Raw genomic sequence first — 20477 nt, 5'->3', positions numbered from 1 at the left:
CACTGTAAAAACAAAGCAAAAAAGCGTACAATCCCAAACCTTTACTTTTGAATCCATTTCGTTTTTCAGACGGCATCCTGCTTGGAATGCCGTCTGAAAAACCGACAGGCAATACACACATGACCCACATGATTTACCCCAAAACCTACGACGTTATCGTCGTCGGCGGCGGACACGCAGGCACGGAAGCCGCGCTTGCCGCCGCACGCATGGGCGCGCAGACGCTTTTGCTCACACACAACATCGAAACGCTCGGACAAATGTCGTGCAACCCCTCCATCGGCGGCATCGGCAAAGGACATCTCGTGCGCGAACTCGATGCGCTCGGCGGCGCGATGGCATTAGCCACCGACAAATCAGGCATCCAGTTCCGCCGCCTGAATGCCAGCAAAGGCGCGGCGGTTCGTGCCACGCGCGCACAGGCGGACCGCATCCTTTATAAAGCCGCCATCCGTGAGATGTTGGAAAACCAAGAAAACCTCGACCTTTTCCAACAAGCCGTCGAAGACGTAACGCTCGACGGCGAACGCATCAGCGGCGTGGTTACCGCGATGGGCGTGGAGTTTAAAGCACGCGCCGTCGTGTTGACCGCAGGCACGTTTTTGTCCGGCAAAATCCACATCGGTTTGGAAAACTACGAAGGCGGCCGCGCGGGCGACCCCGCCGCCAAATCGCTGGGCGGACGTTTGCGCGAATTGAACCTGCCGCAAGGCCGTCTGAAAACCGGCACGCCACCGCGTATTGACGGGCGCACGATTGACTTCTCCCAACTGACCGAACAGCCCGGCGACACGCCCGTTCCCGTAATGTCCGTACGTGGCAGCGCCGATATGCACCCTCGCCAAGTGTCCTGCTGGATTACGCATACCAACCTGCAAACCCACGACATTATCCGCTCAGGCTTCGACCGCAGCCCGATGTTTACCGGCAAAATCGAAGGCGTCGGCCCGCGTTATTGTCCGTCCATCGAAGACAAAATCAACCGCTTCGCCGACAAAGACAGCCATCAGATTTTCCTCGAACCCGAAGGCCTGACTACGCACGAATACTATCCAAACGGTATCTCCACCAGCCTGCCGTTCGACATCCAAATCGCCCTCGTCCGCAGCATGAAGGGCCTTGAAAACGCCCATATCCTGCGCCCTGGCTACGCCATCGAATACGACTACTTCGACCCGCGCAACCTCAAAGCCAGCCTCGAAACCAAAACCATCCAAGGCCTCTTCTTCGCCGGACAAATCAACGGCACAACGGGCTACGAAGAAGCCGCCGCACAAGGCCTGCTCGCAGGCGCAAACGCCGTGCAATACGTCCGCGAACAAGACCCGCTCCTGCTGCGCCGCGAACAAGCCTATCTCGGCGTATTGGTGGACGACCTCATCACCAAAGGCGTGAACGAACCCTACCGCATGTTCACCAGCCGCGCCGAATACCGCCTGCAACTCAGGGAAGACAACGCCGATATGCGCCTGACCGAAGACGGCTACAAAATCGGCTTGGTGGGTGAAGCGCAATGGCGCATGTTCAACGAAAAACGCGAAGCCATCGAACGCGAAATCCAACGTTTGAAAACAACGTGGTACACGCCACAAAAACTCGCCGAAGAAGAGCAACTGCGCGTATTCGGCCAAAAACTCAGCCGCGAAGCCAACCTGCACGACCTCCTGCGCCGTCCGAACCTCGACTACGCCGCGCTGATGACCCTGCCTGACGCACAACCTGAAACCGCACTTGCCGACAGCGTGGTCGAACAAGTCGAAATCCAAGTCAAATACCAAGGCTATATCGACCGCCAAAACGAAGAAATCGACAGCCGCCGTGACATCGAAACCTTAAAGCTGCCCGACGACATTAATTACAGCAAAGTCAAAGGTTTGTCCGCCGAAGTGCAGCAAAAGCTCAACCAGCACAAACCCGAAACCGTCGGACAAGCAAGCCGCATTTCCGGCGTAACCCCTGCGGCAGTGGCATTGCTGATGGTGCATTTGAAGCGCGGGTTTAAAGACGCGAAATAAACACATCGGTACGATGCCGTCTGAAGCCCTTTCAGACGGCATCGTACCATCCCGACAGGAAACATCATGCACATACTGACCGCCGGCGTGGACGAGGCAGGACGCGGACCTTTAGTCGGCAGCGTGTTTGCCGCCGCCGTCATCCTTCCGGAAACATTCGACCTGCCCGGACTGACCGACTCCAAAAAACTCAGCGAGAAAAAACGCGACGCGCTTGCCGAAATGATTAAAGATCAGGCGGCCGCGTGGCACGTCGCCGCCGCCACGCCCGAAGAAATCGCAAGCCTCAACATCCTGCACGCCACCATGCTCGCCATGAAACGCGCCGTTGACGGTTTGGCTGTGCGTCCCGAAAAAATATTCATCGACGGCAACCGCATTCCAGAACATTTAGGCATCCCTGCCGAAGCCGTCGTCAAAGGCGACAGCAAAATCATCGAAATCTCCGCCGCATCCGTTTTGGCAAAGACCGCACGCGATGCAGAAATGTACGCACTGGCGCAACGCCATCCCCAATACGGTTTCGACAAACACAAAGGTTACGGCACAAAGCAGCATCTGGAAGCCCTCAAACAATACGGCGTGCTGCCCGAACACCGCCGAGACTTCGCTCCCGTCAGAAACCTACTCTCGCAGCAGTCGTTGTTTTAAATAATACCAACAGTTCGATTCGAAACTGTTTTAGTATTGAAAACAGTATTCTTTGAAGATAATATCTCCAAATATCAAACCGAACTGGAAAGAAAATATAATGGGTACAAAAAATATAGCTTTTGCCGCCACGTTGATGACTGCACTTATAATAGCCGGCTGTGCATCAGTTCCAATGGCAGATACACAGACATCTGAACAAATCAAACGTTTCAACCCTCCATCAACCGGCAAATCAGGGGTGTATGTCTATCGCGACAGCTTTGTAGGCAAGGCTTTGAAAAAAGATATTTATGTTGACGGAAACTGTTTGGGGGAATCAGCCGACAAAGTATTTTTTTATACGGAAGTCGATGGGGACAAACCCCATATACTGGCAACCGAATCTGAATTTTCAGAAAACCTACTTACCCTAAACGCTATTTCAGGGAAAAATCACTTTATCCGTCAATATATTAAATTGGGCGTATTCGTAGGCGGTGCAAACTTGGAAGAAGTAGACGAAACAACAGGCAAAGCAGCAATCTCAAAACTGAATTTGGCTGTTTCAGGTCATTGCGATAAACCGCTTCCCAAAAAACCGTAACCACCGTTTTCAAAAACAAAAATGCCGTCTGAACTTCAGACGGCATTTTTTATATTCATGCACACCGCTAAAAAACATCAAGGCACCGGTATTTCGGTACGGACAAAAATAACGCCACGGATATCCTGATTTGGATTTACCTATTTTTCCGACACCCTCGCCATCAGCTCGTCCGCCAAGGCAAGATACGCCTTGGTACCCTTTGCCTGCGCATCATAAGCCATAACCGGCATACCGTGGCTCGGCGCTTCCGCAAGGCGGATATTGCGCGGGATGACGGTTTCAAAAAGCAAATCCCCGAAATGGCTGCGCAACTGTTCGCTGACTTCTGCAACCAGCCTGCTGCGGCTGTCGTACATCGTACGCACGATGCCCGTGATGTCCAAATCGGGATTGACCGCCTGACGGATTTTGCGCACGGTCGCAATCAAATCGGAAATCCCCTCAAGCGCGTAATATTCGCACAACATCGGCACAATCACGCCGCCCGCCGCCACCAGCCCGTTAAGCGTCAACAGCGTCAGCGAAGGCGGACAGTCGATCAGGATAAAGTCGTAATCTTCCGCCACTGCCTTGAGCGCGTTTTTCAAACGCACTTCCCGGGCGATTTCCTGCACCAGCTCGATTTCCGCACCGGCAAGCGCGCGGTTCGCACCCAACACAGCGTATCCGCCCTCTTTGCTGCGTACCGTCGCCGACTGCACGTCCGCATCGCCCAGTACGACCTGATAAACACCGGATTCCAAACTTGCCTTGTCGATACCGCTGCCCGTCGTCGCATTACCCTGCGGATCCAAATCGACCACCAACACACGTTTGCCGCGCGATGCCAGCGAAGCCGCCAAATTGACCGTCGTCGTCGTTTTACCCACACCGCCCTTCTGATTGGCGATGGCAAGGATGTTCGCACTCATGTACCGACCTATATCCCGTCTAAATAAATTGAAAAAAGAAAAACTATGCGGAATTTTACCGTTATCCGCACCAAAAAGGTATTCATACCGACCGACGTGCGGTCAGCGTTTACGAATGATGGCGATATGGCGTTCCGCGTCCAAATCCGGCACATCGGCCTTCACCACTTTTTCTACAAAAACACCGGCGGGCAGGCGGCCGATTTCTTCCTGCGGATATACGCCCTTCATCGCCGCCCAGTATCCGCCGTCTTTCAACAGATGCCCCGTCCACGACACAAAATCCGCCAGTTCTGCAAACGCACGGCTGGTAATCACGTCGGCACGCACGTCCGAAACCGCCTCCACGCGTCCGGATACCACGCGCACATTGTCCAACCCCAACTCGATAACCGCCTGCTGTAAAAAAGCCGTTTTCTTCGTATTCGCATCCAAAAGGGTTATCTGCACATCCGGACGGCACACCGCCGCCGGAATGCCGGGCTGGCCGCCACCCGAACCGACATCCAGCATCGTTTGCACACCCTCGATATGGGGCAGCAGCGTCAGGCTGTCCAAAAGATGATGGACAATCATTTTTTCCTCGTCGCGCAGGGCGGTCAGATTGTAGGTTTTGTTCCACTTTTTCAACAAATCCACATAGGCCAAAAGCCTGTCCTGTGCCGCTGCGGAAATATCCAAACCCAATGCGGCGATACCCGATTGCAGGCGTTCTTTGCGTTCCATATCCCTATCCTGTCCATGTTCAGGCGTAATGTTAACGGAAAAACATGCCGTCTGAAACCGCGTCTCGGCGTTTCAGACGGCATTTCACGTTCCAACCTATTTTTTCCTGTGAAACACCACCGGCTGCACCGGCGCGCGCGTCAAGCGTTTGGGCAGCGTCAGCATCGCCACCAGCCACACGGCAAACGCATATTCCAACACCGCCTCCCCGCGCAGCCCGCCCAAGGCGGCACTGCCCAACAACAGCTCGAAAATCCAAGCCACCGCCGCCGCCGCGCAAGCCGCCACGCCCGACAGAAACAGCGCGTAACGGGAATGCCGCCGCATCATCTTCTTATACGCCAGCTTCGTCAGACCCGCCGACACGACCAGGTTCAAAAACGCAAACACGCCATACACAAACCACGCCACGCCGTCCCAACCGCCACGCCAGCCGAATCCGCCGTCCGACACCGACACCAGCAACCCCGTCCGTCCGAACACAAATGCCAAGGCATCATGCACCGACAGTGCGAACGGCAGCGTCAAAAACACCAACCCCGCAAACAAAGCCGCATAGGGATATTTCTCGTTCACATACATCACCGACCCTCCTCACGAAGCAAACCGCATTATAACGTGCAAAACTTTGCCAGCAGCCCAAAAAGTTGCAGAAACAACCGTTCATATATATCATAACGAAAAAAGCCGGTGTAGCTCAGTCGGTAGAGCAGCGCATTCGTAACGCGAAGGTCGGGGGTTCGATTCCCTTCTCCGGCACCAATACCAAGCACAGACCCTCCCTTCCCCGGGAAGCCTGTGCTTTTTCACATTTCCGCTTCAGACGGCAACCGATATGAACACCTCACAACGCAACCGCCTTTCCAGCCGCTGGCTCAACTCCTACGAACGCTACCGCTACCGCCGCCTCATCCACTCCGTCCGGCTCGGCGGAGCCGTCCTGTTCGCCACCGCCACCGCCCGGATGTTCCACCTCCAACACGGCGAATGGATAGGCATGACCGTCTTCGTCGTCCTCGGCATGCTCCAGTTCCAAGGAGCCATTTACTCCAAGGCGGTGGAACGCATGCTCGGCACAGTTATCGGCCTAGGCGCGGGTTTGAGCGTCTTATGGCTTAACCAGCATTATTTCCACGACAACCTCCTCTTCTACCTTACCGTCGGCACGGCAAGCGCACTGGCCGGTTGGGCGGCGGTCGGCAAAAACGGTTACGTCCCCATGCTGGCCGGACTGACCATGTGCATGCTCATCGGCGACAACGGCAACGAATGGCTCGACAGCGGACTCATGCGCGCCATGAACGTCCTCATCGGCGCCGCCATTGCCATCGCCGCCGCCAAACTTCTGCCGCTGAAATCCACACTGATGTGGCGTTTCATGCTTGCCGACAACCTGACCGACTGCAGCAAAATGATTGCCGAAATCAGCAACGGCAGGCGCATGACCCGCGAACGCCTCGAAGAGAACATGGCGAAAATGCGCCAAATCAACGCACGCATGGTCAAAAGCCGCAGCCACCTCGCCGCCACATCGGGCGAAAGCCGCATCAACCCCGCCATGATGGAAGCCATGCAGCACGCCCACCGTAAAATCGTCAACACCACCGAGCTGCTCCTGACCACCGCCGCCAAGCTGCAATCTCCCAAACTCAACAGCAGTGAAATCCGGCTGCTCGACCGCCACTTCACCCTGCTCCAAACCGACCTGCAACAAACCGTCGCCCTTATCAACGGCAGACACGCCCGCCGCATCCGCATCGACACCGCCATCAACCCCGAACTGGAAGCCCTCGCCGAACACCTCCACTACCAATGGCAGGGCTTCCTCTGGCTCAGCACCAATATGCGTCAGGAAATTTCCGCCCTCGTCATCCTGCTGCAACGCACCCGCCGCAAATGGCTGGATGCCCACGAACGCCAACACCTGCGCCAAAGCCTGCTTGAAACACGGGAACACAGTTGACGGTCAAACACGATGCCGTCTGAAACGCCTACCGCTTCAGACGGCATCCCCAATCCGCCTACCTTGTCGTCATGCCCGAATAACGGTACTATTCGCAGTTAACAGTTTTCATGCCGTCTGAAAGGTTTGAAGCGCGTTTCAGACGGCTGCCCGCTTACCTTATCTTACCGAAAGAACAATATGATCAACGATATTCAAAAAACAGCCGAAGGCAAGATGCAGCGTTCGGTCGAAGTACTGAAAGAAAATCTGGCGAAAGTGCGTACCGGCCGCGCGCATACCGGCCTGCTCGACCAAGTGGAAGTCGAATACTGGGGCAGCATGGTCCCCGTCAGCCAAGTTGCCAACGTAACGCTTCTGGACGCGCGCACCATCGGCGTGAAACCGTTTGAAAGCAATATGGCTGCCAAAGTCGAGAAAGCCATCCGCGATTCAAACTTGGGACTGAACCCGGCAGCCGTCGGCGATTTGATCCGCGTACCGATGCCCATGCTGACCGAGGAACGCCGCAAAGACCTGATTAAAGTCGTACGCGGCGAAGCGGAAGAAGGCCGCGTCTCCATCCGCAACGTGCGCCGCGATGCCAACGACCACATCAAAAAACTCCTCAAAGACAAAGAAATTTCCGAAGACGAGGCACGTCGCGGCGAAGAAGCGGTTCAAAAACTGACCGACAAATACATTACCGAAGCCGACAAACTCCTGACTGCCAAAGAAGAAGATTTGATGGCAATTTAACCTGCACGGTTCGGCGTTCAGACGGCATTTGAACGCCGAACCGCGAAAGGCAGACATGAAAAGCAGCACGCAGGCCGTTTTAGAACACACCGCCATTCCCAAGCATATCGCCGTAATTATGGACGGCAACGGCCGTTGGGCGAAAAAACGTTTTCTCCCGCGCATAATGGGACACAAACGCGGTTTGGACGCATTGGAAAATATGGTGAAGCATTGCGCCAAACTGGGTGTGCAATATCTGACCGTGTTTGCCTTTTCAACCGAAAACTGGCGCCGCCCCGAAGACGAAGTTTCGTTCCTGATGGGGCTGTTTTTACAGGCTTTGCAAAAACAGGTACGCCGTCTGCACGAAAACAATATGCGCCTGAAAATACTGGGCAGCCGCGAACGCTTTAATCGGCAGATTCTGCAAGGCATCGAAGAAGCGGAAGCCTTGACGGCAAACAATACCGGCCTGACCCTGAGCATTGCCGCCGATTACGGCGGACGTTGGGACATTTTGCAGGCGGCAAACAAACTGATTGCCGAAGGCGTATCCGAGATTACGGAAGACACGCTGGCGAAACACTTGATGCTGGGCGATGCACCGGAACCGGATTTGTTCATCCGCACCGGCGGCGAAACGCGCATCAGTAATTTCCTGCTCTGGCAAATGGCTTATGCCGAACTGTATTTCACCGATATTTTGTGGCCCGATTTTGACGGCAAGGCTTTGGACGATGCCGTCGCTTCGTTCCAAAAACGCGAACGGCGGTTCGGACGCACCTCCGAGCAACTGCCTATCGAACAGCAAAGGAACTGAATATGCTGAAACAACGGGTAATAACCGCTATGTGGCTGCTGCCGCTGATGCTGGGCATGCTGTTTTACGCGCCGCAATGGTTGTGGGCTGCATTTTGCGGACTGATTGCCCTGATTGCCTTGTGGGAATATGCCCGTATGGGCGGCTTGTGCAAAATCAAAACCAACCATTATCTTGCCGCAACCTTGGTTTTCGGCGTGGTTGCCTATGCGGGCGGCTGGATGCTGCCTAATTTGGTTTGGTATGTTGTTTTGGCATTTTGGCTCGCCATCATGCCTTTATGGTTGAGATTCAAATGGAGGCTCAACGGCGGTTGGCAGGTTTATGCCGTCGGCTGGCTTCTGGTCATGCCGTTTTGGTTCGCGCTCGTATCCCTGCGCCCGCATCCCGATGATGCCCTGCCGCTGCTCGCCGTCATGGGCCTGGTCTGGGTTGCCGACGTTTGCGCGTATTTCAGCGGCAAGGCGTTCGGCAAACACAAAATCGCACCGGCAATCAGCCCCGGCAAGAGCTGGGAAGGCGCAATCGGCGGCGCGATTTGCGTGGCAGTGTACATGACTGCCGTACGAGGTGCCGGCTGGCTGGCATTCGATACAGGCTGGTTCGATACCGTGTTAATCGGTTTGGTGCTGACCGTCGTCAGCATATGCGGCGACCTTTTGGAAAGCTGGCTCAAGCGCGCGGCAGGCATCAAAGACAGCAGCAACCTGCTGCCCGGACACGGCGGCGTGTTCGACCGCACCGACAGCCTGATTGCCGTCATCAGCGTCTATGCGGCGATGATGTCGGTTTTAAATTGATTCTATGCCGTCTGAAAACGCTTCAGACGGCATCCGGTATAAAGTTATCCTCATTATGACACCACAAGTCCTGACCATATTAGGCAGTACCGGCAGCATAGGCGAAAGCACGCTGGACGTTGTTTCGCGCCATCCCGAAAAATTCCGCGTATTCGCGCTGGCGGGGCATAAGCAGGTTGAGAAACTGGCGGCTCAATGTCAAACGCTCCGCCCCGAATATGCCGTCGTTGCCGATGCCGAACATGCCGCCCGGCTTGAAGCCATGTTGAAACGCGACGGCACGGCGACGCAGGTTTTACACGGCGCGCAGGCATTGGTTGACGTTGCGTCTGCCGATGAAGTCAGCGGTGTCATGTGCGCCATCGTCGGTGCGGCGGGGCTGCCTTCCGCGCTGGCGGCGGCGCAAAAAGGCAAAACCATTTATCTGGCGAACAAAGAGACGTTGGTGGTTTCCGGCGCGTTGTTTATGGAAACCGCCCGTGCAAACGGCGCGGCAGTGTTGCCCGTCGACAGCGAACACAACGCCATTTTCCAAGTTTTGCCGCGCGATTACACAGGCCGTCTGAACGAACACGGCATCCGTTCGATTATCCTGACCGCTTCCGGCGGCCCGTTTTTAACGACCGATTTAGGCACGTTCGACAGCATTACGCCCGCCCAAGCGGTCAAACACCCCAATTGGAGCATGGGGCGCAAAATCTCCGTCGATTCCGCCACCATGATGAACAAAGGTTTGGAGCTGATTGAAGCGCATTGGCTGTTCAACTGTCCGCCTGACAAACTCGAAGTCGTCATCCATCCGCAATCCGTGATACACAGCATGGTGCGCTACCGCGACGGCTCCGTGTTGGCACAACTGGGCAATCCCGATATGCGTACGCCCATCGCTTATTGTTTGGGCTTGCCCGAGCGCATCGATTCGGGTGTCGGCGACCTTGATTTCGACGCATTGTCCGCGCTGACCTTCCAAAAGCCCGACTTTGACCGCTTCCCCTGCCTGAGGCTCGCCTATGAAGCCATGAACGCAGGCGGAGCCGCGCCCTGCGTATTGAACGCCGCCAACGAAGCCGCCGTTGCCGCCTTTTTGGACGGACAGATTAAGTTTACCGACATTGCCAAAACCGTCGCCCACTGTCTTGCACAAGACTTTTCAGACGATCTTGGCAATATCGAAAACCTGCTGGCTCAAGACGCCGTTACCCGCAGGCAGGCGCAGGAATTTATCGCCGCATTGGGATAAACCGTGCCGCAACGGTAAAAAATGACAGGTCGTCTGAAAACCCGCCCATCCGTCATGTGTGGCGGACAAAACGGTAGACTGGCTTTATAATCGGCAAAATAACACCAATAATATTTTCCATACATTGCGAATGTTTTTCAGACGACCCCTGCCCTCATATGTCGTCTGAAACATCGGCAACGTCAACCCATACCCAACCAGAGAGATTCTTTTGCAAACCCTTCTAGCTTTTATCTTCGCCATCCTGATTTTGGTCAGCCTGCACGAATTCGGACACTACATCGTCGCCAGATTGTGCGGCGTCAAGGTTGTGCGCTTTTCTGTCGGCTTCGGCAAACCGTTTTTCAGCAGAAAACGCGGCGATACCGAATGGTGTTTGGCACCCATCCCCTTGGGCGGCTATGTCAAAATGGTCGATACGCGCGAGGGCGAAGTGGCGCAGGCAGACCTGCCTTACGCCTTCGACAAACAGCATCCCGCCAAACGCATCGCCATCGTCGCCGCAGGTCCACTGACCAATCTCGCGCTGGCGGTTTTGCTTTACGGCTTGAGTTTTTCCTTCGGCGTAACCGAAATCCGCCCCTATGTCGGCACAGTCGAACCGGACACCATTGCCGCCCGTGCCGGCTTCCAAAGCGGCGACAGGATACAATCCGTCAACAGCACACCCGTTGAAGATTGGGGCAGCGCGCAAACCGAAATCGCCCTCAACCTTGAGGCAGGCAAAGTCGCCGTCGCCGTTCAGACGGCATCAGGTGCGCAAACCGTCCGCACCATCGACGCCGCAGGCACGGAAGAAGCAGGTAAAATTGCGAAAAACCAAGGCTACATCGGCCTGATGCCATTTAAAATCAGTACCGTTATCGGCGGAGTAGAAAAAGGCAGCCCCGCCGACAAAGCAGGCTTGAAAACAGGCGACAAGCTGACTGCCGCCGACGGCAAACCCATTACCTCATGGCAAGAATGGGCAAACCTTACCCGCCAAAGCCCAGGCAGGAAAATTGCCTTAACCTACGAACGCGACGGGCAGGCTCGTACCGCCGACATCCGCCCCGATACTGTCGAACGATCCGACAAAACCCTGATCGGCCGAGTCGGGTTGCTCCCCCAGTCCGACAAAGCATGGGATAGGCAAATCCGCCGCAACTACCGTCCGTCTGTTGTCCGCGCATTCGGCATGGGTTGGGAAAAAACCGTTTCCTACTCGTGGACAACCGTCAAGTTTTTCGGCAAACTCATCAGCGGTAATGCTTCCGCCAGCCATATTTCCGGGCCGCTGACCATTGCCGATATTGCCGGACAGTCCGCCGAACTCGGCTTGCAAAGTTATTTGGAATTTTTAGCGCTGGTCAGCATCAGCCTCGGCGTGCTGAACCTGTTGCCGGTTCCCGTTTTGGACGGCGGCCACCTCGTGTTTTATACTGCCGAATGGATACGCGGCAAACCTTTGGGCGAACGCATCCAAAACATCGGTTTGCGCTTCGGGCTTGCCCTCATGATGCTGATGATGGCAATTGCTTTTTTCAACGACATTACCCGCCTGCTTGGCTGAATTTCACGTTTCGTTATGCCGTCTGAAAGCATAACGCACCACAAGGAACTTATGATGAAACTGAAACAGATTGCTTCCGCACTGATGGTCTTGGGCATATCGCCTTTGGCATTTGCCGACTTTACCATCCAAGACATCCGTATCGAAGGCTTGCAGCGTACCGAACCGAGTACCGTATTCAACTACCTGCCCGTAAAAATCGGCGATGCCTACAACGACGGCCGCGGCGGGGAAATCATCAAAAGCCTGTACGCGACCGGGTTCTTCGACGATGTACGCGTTGAATCCGCGGACGGACAACTCCTGCTGACCGTCATCGAACGTCCCACTATCGGATCGCTCAATATCAGCGGTGCGAAAATCCTGCAAAACGACGTCATCAAAAAAAATCTCGAGTCGTTCGGACTGGCGCAGTCGCAATACTTCAACCAGGCGACACTCAACCAGGCAGTCGCCGGACTGAAAGAAGAATATCTCGGACGCGGCAAACTCAACATTCAAATTACCCCCAAAGTTACCAAACTCTCACGCAACCGTGTCTCCATAGACATCACGATTGACGAGGGGCAATCCGCCAAAATCACCGACATCGAATTTGAAGGCAACCAAGTCTATTCCGACCGCAAACTGATGCGGCAAATGTCCCTGACCGAAGCCGGCATTTGGACGTGGCTGACCAGGAGCAACCAGTTCAACAGTCAGAAATTCACCCAAGATATGGAGAAAATAACCGATTTCTACCAAAACAACGGCTATTTCGACTTCCGTATCCTCGATACCGACATCCAAACCAACGAAGACAAAACCAAGCAGACCATCAAAATCACCGTCCACGAAGGCGAACGTTTCCGCTGGGGCAAAGTCTCCATTGAAGGCGATACCAACGAAGTACCCAAAGCCGAATTGGAAAAGCTGCTGACCATGAAACCCGGCAAATGGTACGAACGCCAACAAATGACCGAAGTTTTGAGCTCCATCCAAAACCGTATGGGTTCCGCAGGCTACGCCTACAGCGAAATCAGCGTCCAACCGCTGCCCAATGCGGAAACAAAAACCGTCGACTTCATACTGCACATCGAACCCGGCCGGAAAATCTACGTCAACGAAATCCATATCACAGGCAACAACAAAACCCGCGACGAAGTCGTGCGCCGCGAATTGCGCCAAATGGAATCCGCGCCTTACGACACTTCCAAGCTGCAACGCTCCAAAGAGCGTGTCGAGCTTTTAGGCTACTTCGACAATGTCCAGTTTGACACCGTCCCGCTTGCCAACACGCCCGACAAAGTCGATTTGAACATGAGCCTGACCGAACGTTCCACCGGTTCCCTGGATTTGAGCGCGGGTTGGGTTCAAGATACCGGGTTGGTCATGTCCGCAGGCGTTTCCCAAGACAACCTGTTCGGTACGGGCAAGTCGGCCGCCCTGCGCGCCTCTAGGAGCAAAACCACGCTTAACGGCTCGCTGTCGTTTACCGACCCGTACTTCACGGCAGACGGGGTCAGCCTGGGCTACGATATTTACGGAAAAGCCTTCGACCCGCGCAAAGCATCGACCAGCGTCAAACAATATAAAACCACCACCGCCGGCGGCGGCGTAAGGATGGGTATCCCCGTTACCGAATACGACCGTGTAAATTTCGGTTTGGCGGCAGAACACCTGACCGTCAACACCTACAACAAAGCGCCCAAACGCTATGCCGACTTCATCAAGAAATACGGCAAAACCAACGGCGCAGACGGCAGCTTCAAAGGCTGGCTGTACAAAGGTACCGTCGGCTGGGGACGCAACAAGACCGACAATGCCCTGTGGCCGACACGCGGCTACCTGGCAGGCGTCAATGCCGAAATCGCCCTGCCCGGCAGCAAACTGCAATACTACTCCGCCACACACAACCAAACCTGGTTCTTCCCCCTGAGCAAAACCTTCACACTGATGCTTGGCGGAGAAATCGGCTATGCCAACGGCTACGGCAAAACCAAAGAAATCCCCTTCTTTGAAAACTTCTACGGCGGCGGCCTGGGTTCGGTACGAGGTTACGAAAGCGGCACGCTCGGTCCGAAAGTCTATGACGAATACGGCGACAAGATCAGCTACGGCGGCAACAAAAAAGCCAACGTCTCCGCCGAACTGCTCTTCCCGATGCCGGGTGCGAAAGACGCACGCACCGTCCGCCTGAGCCTGTTTGCCGATGCAGGCAGCGTGTGGGACGACAAAACCTATACCGCCGCCGAAAGCGGCAACAACAAATCGGTTTACCTGGAAAACGCGCATAAATCCACCTTCTCCAACGAATTGCGCTATTCCGCCGGCGGTGCCGTAACCTGGCTCTCGCCTTTGGGCCCGATGAAATTCAGCTACGCCTACCCGCTGAAGAAAAAAACGGAAGACGAAATCCAACGCTTCCAATTTCAACTCGGTACGACGTTCTAATCCCGCACATGCCGTCTGATTCCCTTCAGACGGCATTTCGCGGCAACATCCGAAAGGAGTTCCCATGACCCGCTTTACCGACAAGCTTGCCGCAGTCCTAATAGGCCTGTGCTGCACCGTAGGCGCGCATGCCGGCGCAATCCAAAAAATCGGCTTTATCAACACCGAGCGCATCTACCTCGAATCCGAACAGGCGCGCGACATCCAAAAAACGCTGGACAGCGAATTTTCCGCCCGTCAGGACGAATTGCAAAAACTGCAACACGAAGGGCTTCAGTTGGAAAGGCAGTTGGCCGGCAGCAAGCTCAAAGATGCGCAAAAGGCGCAAGCCGAACAAAAATGGCGCGGAATGGTCGAAGCGTTCCGCAAAAAACAAGCCCAGTTTGAAGAAGACTACAACCTCCGCCGTAACGAAGAGTTTGCCGCACTCCAACAAAATGCCAACCGCGTCATCGTCAAAATCGCCAAACAGGAAGGTTACGATTTCATTTTGCAAGACGTGATTTACGTCAACACCCAATACGACATCACCGACAGCGTCATCAAAGAAATGAACACCCACTAACCCCCTTTCAGACGGCATTCCAAACAGGAAAACCATGAGCCAGACCACCTACACCCTGTCCCAAATCACCGCACAGCTCGGCGGAAAATGGCAAGGGGAAGACATTTCCGTTACCGCCGTGCGCCCGCTCGCAGACGCGCAGGCGGAACACATCAGCTTCCTTGCCAATCCGAAATACAAAGCCGAAGTCCACGACAGCAACGCGGGCGCGGTCATCGTTTCCGCCAAAGCAGCAGACGGATTTGAAGGGCGCAACCTGATTATCGCCGACGACCCCTATCTCTATTTCGCCAAAGTCGCGCGCCTGTTTTCACCCATCGTCAAAGCGCGCGGCGGCATCCATCCGACCGCCGTCGTCGAGGAAAGTGCGACCGTTCCCGCAAGCTGCGAAATCGGCGCGAACGCCTACATCGGCGCAAACACCGTGCTCGGCGAAGGCTGCCGCATCTTAGCAAACGCCGTCGTCCAACACGATTGCAAACTGGGCGACGAAGTCGTCCTGCATCCCAACGCCGTCGTTTATTACGGCTGCACACTGGGCAGACGCGTCGAAATCCACAGCGGCGCAGTCATCGGCGCAGACGGTTTCGGACTCGCCTTTGCAGGCGATTCATGGTTTAAAATCCCGCAAACCGGCGCGGTAACGCTGGGCGACGACGTAGAAATCGGCTCGAACACCAACATCGACCGCGGCGCAATGAGCGACACCACCGTCGGCAACGGCACCAAAATCGACAACCAAGTCCAAATCGGACACAACTGCAAAATCGGTTCGCACACCGTCATCGCCGCCAAAACCGGCATCTCAGGCAGCGTAACCATAGGCAGCTACTGCATCATCGGCGGCGGCGTCGGTACGGTCGGACACATCGAAATTGCCGACAAAACCACCATCGGCGGCGGCACGTCCGTCACCCACAGCATTACCGAAAGCGGCAAACACCTCGCCGGCATCTTCCCGATGTCCACCCATAAAGAATGGGCGCGCAACGCTGTTTACATCCACCGCCTGAGCGAAATGAACAAACGGCTCAAAACACTGGAGCAGCAGCTTTCAGATGCCGGTCAAGACAGCAAATAACCAAACCGACTTTATTCAAGGAATACGACAGACATGGACGTACAACTCCCCATCGAAGCCAAAGATATCCAAAAACTCATCCCCCACCGCTATCCGTTTTTACAGCTCGACCGCATCACCGCCTTCGAGCCGATGAAAACCCTGACCGCAATTAAAAACGTCACCATGAACGAGCCGCAGTTCCAAGGTCATTTCCCCGACCTGCCCGTGATGCCCGGCGTACTCATCATCGAAGCGATGGCGCAAGCCTGCGGCACACTCGCCATCCTCAGCGAAGGCGGCCGCAAGGAAAACGAATTCTTCTTCTTCGCCGGTATAGACGAAGCCCGTTTCAAACGCCAAGTCATCCCCGGCGACCAACTCGTCTTTGAAGTCGAGCTGCTGACCAGCCGGCGCGGCATCGGCAAATTCAACGCCGTTGCCAAAGTAGACGGGCAAGTCGCCGTCGAAGCCGTGATTATGTGCGCCAAACGCGTGGTTTGATGCACATGATGCCGTCTGAACATCCTCACAGGCCTTCAGACGGCATACCCATCCGAAGGAACAAAATATGCCCCTCATCCACCCGACCGCCGTCATCGACCCCAAAGCCGAACTCGACTCCAGCGTCAAAGTCGGCGCGTACACCGTTATCGGCCCCAACGTCCAAATCGGTGCGAATACCGAAATCGGCCCGCACGCCGTCATCAACGGCCACACCAGTATCGGCGAAAACAACCGCATTTTCCAATTTGCCAGCCTCGGCGAAATTCCGCAGGACAAAAAATACCGCGACGAGCCGACCAAGCTGATTATCGGCAACGGCAATACCATCCGCGAATTCACCACCTTTAATTTAGGCACGGTAACCGGCATCGGCGAAACCCGTATCGGCGACGACAACTGGATTATGGCGTACTGCCACCTCGCGCACGACTGCGTGGTCGGCAACCACACCATTTTTGCCAACAACGCCTCGCTTGCCGGACACGTTACCATCGGTGACTACGTCGTTTTGGGCGGCTACACGCTGGTTTTCCAATTCTGCCGCATTGGCGACTACGCCATGACCGCCTTCGCCGCAGGTGTACACAAAGACGTACCGCCCTACTTTATGGCATCGGGCTACCGCGCCGAACCGGCAGGGCTCAACAGCGAAGGCATGCGCCGCAACGGTTTTACCGCAGAGCAGATTTCCGCCGTCAAAGACGTGTACAAAACCCTCTACCATCGCGGCATTCCGTTTGAAGAAACCAAGGCAGACATTCTCCTCCGCGCCGAAACCCAAGCCGAGCTTGCCGTATTCCGAGACTTTTTCGCACAATCGACGCGCGGCATCATCCGCTGACGTACCCTTTTGATGCCGTCTGAAACCTCCAAAAGCGTTTCAGACGGCATTTGCGCTATAATTCAAACCATCAAATCATCTTATTTCTCAGGGCTTCATATGTTAGACAAATACTCCCCCGCCGAAATCGAATCCAAACACTATCAAAACTGGGAAAGCCAAGGCTATTTCCAGCCCGATATGGATTTGACGAAACCGTCTTTCTCCATCCAACTACCGCCGCCCAACGTAACCGGCACGCTGCACATGGGTCATGCCTTCAACCAAACCATTATGGACGGCCTGACCCGCTACTACCGCATGAAAGGCTGCAACACCGCCTGGATTCCAGGCACCGACCACGCGGGCATCGCCACGCAAATCGTGGTCGAGCGTCAGCTTGCCGCGCAAAATGTGTCCCGTCATGACTTGGGGCGCGAAAAATTCTTGGAAAAAGTATGGGAATGGAAAGAAGTTTCCGGCGGTACGATTACCCAACAAATGCGCCGCGTGGGCTGCTCTGCCGACTGGACGCGCGAGTATTTCACGATGGACGACGTGCGCGCCGAAACCGTGACCGAAGTGTTCGTACGCCTGTATGAACAGGGCTTGATTTATCGCGGCAAACGCTTGGTAAACTGGGATCCGGTTTTGGGTACGGCGGTATCGGATTTGGAAGTGGAAAGCGTGGAAGAACAAGGCTCTATGTGGCACATCCGCTATCCGCTGGCGGATAATCCCGCCGAAGCCGTTATCGTGGCGACCACCCGTCCCGAAACGCTGCTGGGCGACGTGGCCGTAGCCGTCAATCCTGAAGACGAACGTTACACCCACTTAATCGGCAAAGAATTAATCCTGCCGCTGACCGGCCGCACCATCCCCGTGATTGCCGACGAATACGTTGAAAAAGACTTCGGCACCGGCTGCGTGAAAATCACGCCTGCGCACGACTTCAACGACTACGAAGTCGGCAAACGCCACGACACGCGCCTGATTAATGTGTTCGATTTGGAAGCCAAAGTGTTGGCAAACGCCGAAGTGTTCAACTTCAAAGGCGAAGCGCAACCAGGCTTTGCCCTGCCTGAAAAATACGCAGGCTTGGACCGCTTTGCCGCGCGCAAACAAATGGTTGCCGATTTACAGGAACAAGGCTTCTTGGTCGAAATCAAACCGCACACGCTGATGACGCCGAAAGGCGACCGAACCGGCTCAGTGATTGAGCCGATGCTGACCAGCCAATGGTTTGTCGCCATGTCCGCCACGCCAAACGGCGGCGAGCCTGACAGCGAGTTCAAAGGCTTAAGCCTTGCCGATAAAGCCAAAAAAGCCGTCGACAGCGGCGCGGTACACTTTATCCCTGAAAACTGGGTCAACACCTACAACCAATGGATGAACAACATCCAAGACTGGTGCATCTCGCGCCAACTGTGGTGGGGGCATCAAATCCCCGCGTGGTACGACGAAGCAGGCAATGTTTACGTTGCCCGCAATCAGGAAGAAGCCGAAAAACAAGCCGGCAAAACAGGCTTGACCCGCGAAGAAGACGTATTGGATACATGGTTCTCCTCCGCGCTCGTACCGTTTTCCACACTCGGCTGGCCGTCTGAAACCGACGAACTCAAAGCCTTCCTGCCGTCCAATGTCTTGGTAACAGGTTACGAAATCATCTTCTTCTGGGTGGCGCGCATGATTATGATGACCACCCACTTCACCGGCAAAGTACCGTTTAAAGACGTGTACATCCACGGCATCGTGCGCGACCACGAAGGCAAAAAAATGTCCAAATCCGAAGGCAACGTCATCGACCCTGTGGATTTGATCGACGGCATCGACTTGGACAAGCTGCTGGTGAAACGCACCACCGGCCTGCGCAAACCCGAAACCGCGCCGAAAGTGGAAGAAGCAACCAAAAAACTCTTCCCCGAAGGCATCCCCAGCATGGGCGCGGACGCATTGCGCTTCACCATGGCGAGCTACGCCAGCTTGGGGCGTTCGGTCAACTTCGACTTCAAACGCGCCGAAGGCTACCGCAACTTCTGCAACAAAATCTGGAATGCCACCAACTTCGTCTTGATGAACACCGAAAACCAAGACTGCGGCTACGGCGCAACCGCCACTGAGCCGCGCGGCTACTCCTTCCCCGATATGTGGATCATAGGCCGTCTGAATCAGACCATCGAACAGGTTACGCAAGCCTACGAAACCTACCGCTTTGATTTGGCGGCGGAAACCCTATACAGCTTCGTGTGGAACGACTATTGCGACTGGTATCTGGAACTTGCCAAAGTGCAGCTTCAAACCGGCTGCGCCAGCCGCCAACGCGCCACACGCCATACCTTATTGCGCGTACTCGAAGCCGCCCTGCGCCTGCTGCATCCGATTATCCCGTTCATCACCGAAGAATTGTGGCAAACCGTCGCCCCCATGTGCGACGCCAAAACCGCCGACAGCATCATGCTCGCCCGCTTCCCCGAAGCCGACGGCGGCGATATTGTTCAGACGGCATTCGAGCAAATGACCGTGTTGCAGGATTTGATTGGCGCCGTCCGCAACCTGCGCGGCGAAATGGGCATCCAGCCTAATGTCAAAGCCCCGCTGTTTGTCGAAAGCGCGGACGACTTGGCAGACTACCTCAAATACCTGCCGATGATGACCCGCCTGACCGAAGCGCAGCAAGTCGCCGCCCTGCCCGAAAGCGAAGACGCGCCCGTCGCCGTCTGCAACGGCGCGCGCCTGATGCTGAAAGTCGAAATCGACAAAGCCGCCGAAACCGCCCGTTTGAGCAAAGAAGCCGAGAAGCTGCAAAAAGCCTTGGACAAACTCAACGCCAAACTCTCCAAACCCGGCTACACCGAAAAAGCCCCCACGCATCTGGTGGAAAAAGACAAAGCCGATTTGGCGGAATTGGAAGACAAAATGGCGAAAGTTCAAACTCAGTTGGCAAAGTTGAAAGACTGATTTTGATTGAATAGACAAAATGCCGTCTGAAAAATGTTTTTCAGACGGCATTTTTCTTTTTTAATCCGTCAAATTCAATCAAACCATCCGACTTTCATCCGCACTGATGCAGATTTCCTATTCGGTTTGCGGTTTGCCCGTATCATG

General features: G+C 55.1%; 18 protein-coding genes and 1 tRNA gene. 16 read left to right on the top strand and 3 right to left on the bottom strand.

Going from position 1 to position 20477, the window contains the following annotated elements:
• The first annotated feature begins 119 nt into the window (after positions 1–119).
• From mnmG to DQM57_RS08995, 3 genes are all read left to right on the top strand, one after another.
• The gene (gene mnmG, locus DQM57_RS09005) at positions 120–2015 is read left to right on the top strand and encodes a tRNA uridine-5-carboxymethylaminomethyl(34) synthesis enzyme MnmG (protein WP_111727739.1); all 1896 of its coding nucleotides are present in this window, start codon (positions 120–122) and stop codon (positions 2013–2015) included.
• 66 nt (positions 2016–2081) lie between these two features.
• On the top strand, positions 2082–2666 hold the full coding sequence (gene rnhB, locus DQM57_RS09000; RefSeq protein WP_111727544.1) for a ribonuclease HII: 585 nt from the start codon (positions 2082–2084) through the stop codon (positions 2664–2666).
• A gap of 100 nt (positions 2667–2766) precedes the next feature.
• Positions 2767–3252 (top strand): DUF2846 domain-containing protein, encoded by a 486-nt coding sequence (locus DQM57_RS08995; protein WP_111727543.1) that lies wholly within the window; start codon positions 2767–2769, stop codon positions 3250–3252.
• A 140-nt stretch (positions 3253–3392) separates the two neighbouring features.
• On the opposite strand, the gene DQM57_RS08990 is transcribed toward DQM57_RS08995, so the two are convergent.
• From DQM57_RS08990 to DQM57_RS08980, 3 genes are all read right to left on the bottom strand, one after another.
• Complete coding sequence (locus DQM57_RS08990; protein ID WP_039854095.1) at positions 3393–4166, bottom strand: ParA family protein; 774 nt, start codon at positions 4164–4166, stop codon at positions 3393–3395.
• 102 nt (positions 4167–4268) lie between these two features.
• The gene (gene rsmG, locus DQM57_RS08985) at positions 4269–4892 is read right to left on the bottom strand and encodes a 16S rRNA (guanine(527)-N(7))-methyltransferase RsmG (RefSeq protein WP_111727542.1); all 624 of its coding nucleotides are present in this window, start codon (positions 4890–4892) and stop codon (positions 4269–4271) included.
• Positions 4893–4988: 96 nt separating this feature from the next.
• The gene (locus DQM57_RS08980; protein WP_108044342.1) at positions 4989–5474 is read right to left on the bottom strand and encodes a hypothetical protein; all 486 of its coding nucleotides are present in this window, start codon (positions 5472–5474) and stop codon (positions 4989–4991) included.
• A 104-nt stretch (positions 5475–5578) separates the two neighbouring features.
• Here DQM57_RS08980 and DQM57_RS08975 point away from each other — a divergent pair.
• From DQM57_RS08975 to DQM57_RS08910, 13 genes are all read left to right on the top strand, one after another.
• Positions 5579–5654, top strand: a tRNA-Thr gene (locus tag DQM57_RS08975).
• A gap of 73 nt (positions 5655–5727) precedes the next feature.
• A complete protein-coding gene (locus DQM57_RS08970) occupies positions 5728–6855 on the top strand; it encodes an FUSC family protein (protein WP_108044341.1) in 1128 nt (375 codons plus the stop codon).
• A gap of 180 nt (positions 6856–7035) precedes the next feature.
• A complete protein-coding gene (gene frr / locus DQM57_RS08960) occupies positions 7036–7593 on the top strand; it encodes a ribosome recycling factor (RefSeq protein ID WP_002244379.1) in 558 nt (185 codons plus the stop codon).
• A gap of 55 nt (positions 7594–7648) precedes the next feature.
• Entirely contained in the window at positions 7649–8395 is a 747-nt protein-coding gene (gene uppS / locus DQM57_RS08955; RefSeq protein ID WP_002218592.1) for an undecaprenyl pyrophosphate synthase, read from the top strand.
• Positions 8396–8397: 2 nt separating this feature from the next.
• Positions 8398–9195 carry a phosphatidate cytidylyltransferase gene (locus tag DQM57_RS08950; protein WP_111727541.1) on the top strand — a complete coding sequence of 266 codons (798 nt, stop codon included), beginning with the start codon at positions 8398–8400 and terminating at the stop codon, positions 9193–9195.
• Between the two features lie 4 nt (positions 9196–9199).
• Positions 9200–10435 carry a 1-deoxy-D-xylulose-5-phosphate reductoisomerase gene (gene ispC / locus DQM57_RS08945; RefSeq protein ID WP_197711721.1) on the top strand — a complete coding sequence of 412 codons (1236 nt, stop codon included), beginning with the start codon at positions 9200–9202 and terminating at the stop codon, positions 10433–10435.
• A gap of 211 nt (positions 10436–10646) precedes the next feature.
• The gene (rseP, locus tag DQM57_RS08940) at positions 10647–11987 is read left to right on the top strand and encodes an RIP metalloprotease RseP (protein ID WP_111727540.1); all 1341 of its coding nucleotides are present in this window, start codon (positions 10647–10649) and stop codon (positions 11985–11987) included.
• 54 nt (positions 11988–12041) lie between these two features.
• Positions 12042–14420, top strand: coding sequence for an outer membrane protein assembly factor BamA (gene bamA / locus DQM57_RS08935; protein WP_111727539.1), 2379 nt, complete (start codon positions 12042–12044; stop codon positions 14418–14420).
• 64 nt (positions 14421–14484) lie between these two features.
• Positions 14485–14985 (top strand): OmpH/Skp family outer membrane protein, encoded by a 501-nt coding sequence (locus tag DQM57_RS08930; RefSeq protein WP_003675941.1) that lies wholly within the window; start codon positions 14485–14487, stop codon positions 14983–14985.
• A 34-nt stretch (positions 14986–15019) separates the two neighbouring features.
• Positions 15020–16066, top strand: a complete 1047-nt coding sequence (gene lpxD / locus DQM57_RS08925) for a UDP-3-O-(3-hydroxymyristoyl)glucosamine N-acyltransferase (RefSeq protein ID WP_111727538.1) — start codon at positions 15020–15022, stop codon at positions 16064–16066.
• 33 nt (positions 16067–16099) lie between these two features.
• A complete protein-coding gene (gene fabZ / locus DQM57_RS08920) occupies positions 16100–16549 on the top strand; it encodes a 3-hydroxyacyl-ACP dehydratase FabZ (RefSeq protein WP_003675936.1) in 450 nt (149 codons plus the stop codon).
• Positions 16550–16616: 67 nt separating this feature from the next.
• Positions 16617–17393 carry an acyl-ACP--UDP-N-acetylglucosamine O-acyltransferase gene (gene lpxA / locus DQM57_RS08915; protein ID WP_111727537.1) on the top strand — a complete coding sequence of 259 codons (777 nt, stop codon included), beginning with the start codon at positions 16617–16619 and terminating at the stop codon, positions 17391–17393.
• A 99-nt stretch (positions 17394–17492) separates the two neighbouring features.
• Positions 17493–20330, top strand: coding sequence for a valine--tRNA ligase (locus DQM57_RS08910; RefSeq protein ID WP_111727738.1), 2838 nt, complete (start codon positions 17493–17495; stop codon positions 20328–20330).
• Positions 20331–20477: the final 147 nt, after the last annotated feature.

The sequence above is a fragment of the Neisseria cinerea genome (assembly GCF_900475315.1).
Classification (GTDB): domain Bacteria; phylum Pseudomonadota; class Gammaproteobacteria; order Burkholderiales; family Neisseriaceae; genus Neisseria; species Neisseria cinerea.
Note: the sequence above shows the minus strand (reverse complement) of the source record. Positions and strands in the feature narration are given on the sequence as shown.